This is a genomic window from Streptomyces novaecaesareae, assembly GCF_000716875.1.
GTDB classification, from domain to species: Bacteria; Actinomycetota; Actinomycetes; order Streptomycetales; family Streptomycetaceae; genus Kitasatospora; species Kitasatospora novaecaesareae.
Genome location: NZ_JNWQ01000176.1, coordinates 1 through 3213 on the forward strand (window position 1 = coordinate 1; position 3213 = coordinate 3213).

At 56.9% G+C, this 3213-nt stretch carries 1 rRNA gene; it reads right to left on the bottom strand.

Going from position 1 to position 3213, the window contains the following annotated elements:
* Window positions 1-45: 45 nt before the first annotated feature.
* Window positions 46-3166, bottom strand: a 23S ribosomal RNA gene (locus tag OP86_RS32290).
* Window positions 3167-3213 lie beyond the last annotated feature (47 nt).

Consider the following 3213-nt stretch of genomic DNA (forward strand, 5'->3'; position numbering starts at 1 on the left):
CAGGGCGGTCGTTGTTTCAGAACAACACAGTGGACGCGAGCAACTGAGGACAAGCCCTCGGCCTATTAGTACCGGTCAACTCCACCCCTCACAGGGCTTCCATATCCGGCCTATCAACCCAGTCGTCTACTGGGAGCCTTACCCTCTCAAGGAGGTGGGAGTGCTCATCTCGAAGCAGGCTTCCCGCTTAGATGCTTTCAGCGGTTATCCCTCCCGAACGTAGCCAACCAGCCATGCCCTTGGCAGGACAACTGGCACACCAGAGGTTCGTCCGTCCCGGTCCTCTCGTACTAGGGACAGCCCTTCTCAACACTCCTACGCGCACAGCGGATAGGGACCGAACTGTCTCACGACGTTCTAAACCCAGCTCGCGTACCGCTTTAATGGGCGAACAGCCCAACCCTTGGGACCTACTCCAGCCCCAGGATGCGACGAGCCGACATCGAGGTGCCAAACCATCCCGTCGATATGGACTCTTGGGGAAGATCAGCCTGTTATCCCCGGGGTACCTTTTATCCGTTGAGCGACGGCGCTTCCACAAGCCACCGCCGGATCACTAGTCCCTACTTTCGTACCTGCTCGACCCGTCAGTCTCACAGTCAAGCTCCCTTGTGCACTTACACTCAACACCTGATTGCCAACCAGGCTGAGGGAACCTTTGGGCGCCTCCGTTACCCTTTAGGAGGCAACCGCCCCAGTTAAACTACCCACCAGACACTGTCCCTGATCCGGATCACGGACCCAGGTTAGACATCCAGCACGACCAGAGTGGTATTTCAACGACGACTCCACAACAACTGGCGTTGCCGCTTCAAAGTCTCCCACCTATCCTACACAAGCCGAACCGAACACCAATATCAAGCTATAGTAAAGGTCCCGGGGTCTTTCCGTCCTGCTGCGCGAAACGAGCATCTTTACTCGTAATGCAATTTCACCGGGCCTATGGTTGAGACAGTCGAGAAGTCGTTACGCCATTCGTGCAGGTCGGAACTTACCCGACAAGGAATTTCGCTACCTTAGGATGGTTATAGTTACCACCGCCGTTTACTGGCGCTTAAGTTCTCAGCTTCGCCTGGACGAATCCAAGCTAACCGGTCCCCTTAACGTTCCAGCACCGGGCAGGCGTCAGTCCGTATACATCGCCTTACGGCTTCGCACGGACCTGTGTTTTTAGTAAACAGTCGCTTCTCGCTGGTCTCTGCGGCCACCCCCAGCTCAGAGTGCAAGACTCGTCACCAGGAATGGCCCCCCTTCTCCCGAAGTTACGGGGGCATTTTGCCGAGTTCCTTAACCATAGTTCACCCGAACGCCTCGGTATTCTCTACCTGACCACCTGAGTCGGTTTGGGGTACGGGCCGCCATGAAACTCGCTAGAGGCTTTTCTCGACAGCATAGGATCATCCACTTCACCACAATCGGCTCGGCATCAGGTCTCAGACTATATGAACGGCGGATTTGCCTACCGTTCGTCCTACACCCTTACCCCGGGACAACCACCGCCCGGGCTGGACTACCTTCCTGCGTCACCCCATCGCTCACCTACTACCCCGTTGGGTCACCGGCTCCACCACGTCCCTTTGTCCGAAGACTCCGGGCCGGCTTCACGGGCTTAGCATCAAGAGGTTCAGCGTTGGCGCTTCAAAGCGGGTACGGGAATATCAACCCGTTGTCCATCGACTACGCCTGTCGGCCTCGCCTTAGGTCCCGACTTACCCTGGGCAGATCAGCTTGACCCAGGAACCCTTGGTCAATCGGCGCAAGAGTTTCCCACTCTTGTATCGCTACTCATGCCTGCATTCTCACTCGTATACCGTCCACGACTGGTTTCCACCGCCGCTTCACCCGGCACACGACGCTCCCCTACCCATCACAGCAGGCGTTGGCCCTATATGCTGCAATGACACGACTTCGGTGATGTGCTTGAGCCCCGCTACATTGTCGGCGCGGAATCACTTGACCAGTGAGCTATTACGCACTCTTTCAAGGGTGGCTGCTTCTAAGCCAACCTCCTGGTTGTCTCTGCGACTCCACATCCTTTCCCACTTAGCACACGCTTAGGGACCTTAGTCGGTGTTCTGGGCTGTTTCCCTCTCGACCATGGAGCTTATCCCCCACAGTCTCACTGCCACGCTCTCACTTACCGGCATTCGGAGTTTGGCTAAGGTCAGTAACCCGGTAAGGCCCATCGCCTATCCAGTGCTCTACCTCCGGCAAGAAACACGTGACGCTGCACCTAAATGCATTTCGGGGAGAACCAGCTATCACGGAGTTTGATTGGCCTTTCACCCCTAACCACAGGTCATCCCCCAGGTTTTCAACCCTGGTGGGTTCGGTCCTCCACACGGTCTTACCCGCGCTTCAACCTGCCCATGGCTAGATCACTCCGCTTCGGGTCTTGGGCATGCAACTCAGACGCCCTATTCGGACTCGCTTTCGCTACGGCTACCCCACACGGGTTAACCTCGCTACACACCGCAAACTCGCAGGCTCATTCTTCAAAAGGCACGCAGTCACGGCCGTGATCCGAAAACCACGACGACGCTCCCACGGCTTGTAGGCACACGGTTTCAGGTACTATTTCACTCCGCTCCCGCGGTACTTTTCACCATTCCCTCACGGTACTATCCGCTATCGGTCACCAGGGAATATTTAGGCTTAGCGGGTGGTCCCGCCAGATTCACACGGGATTTCTCGGGCCCCGTGCTACTTGGGAGATGAGCAAGCAAGCCGTACAGATTTCGTCTACGGGGGTCTTACCCTCTACGCCGGACCTTTCGCATGTCCTTCGACTACCCATACGGTTTCTGACTCGCCCAGCCGCCGGCAGACGACTGAAGCTCATTCCCACAACCCCGCATTGGCAACCCCTGCCGGGTCTCACACCAATACGGTTTAGCCTCATCCAGTTTCGCTCGCCACTACTCCCGGAATCACGGTTGTTTTCTCTTCCTGCGGGTACTGAGATGTTTCACTTCCCCGCGTTCCCTCCACACTGCCTATGTGTTCAGCAGCGGGTGACAGCCCATGACGACTGCCGGGTTTCCCCATTCGGAAACCCCCGGATCAAAGCCTGGTTGACGGCTCCCCGGGGACTATCGTGGCCTCCCACGTCCTTCATCGGTTCCTGGTGCCAAGGCATCCACCGTGCGCCCTTAAAAACTTGGCCACAGATGCTCGCGTCCACTGTGCAGTTCTCAAACAACGACCAGTCAC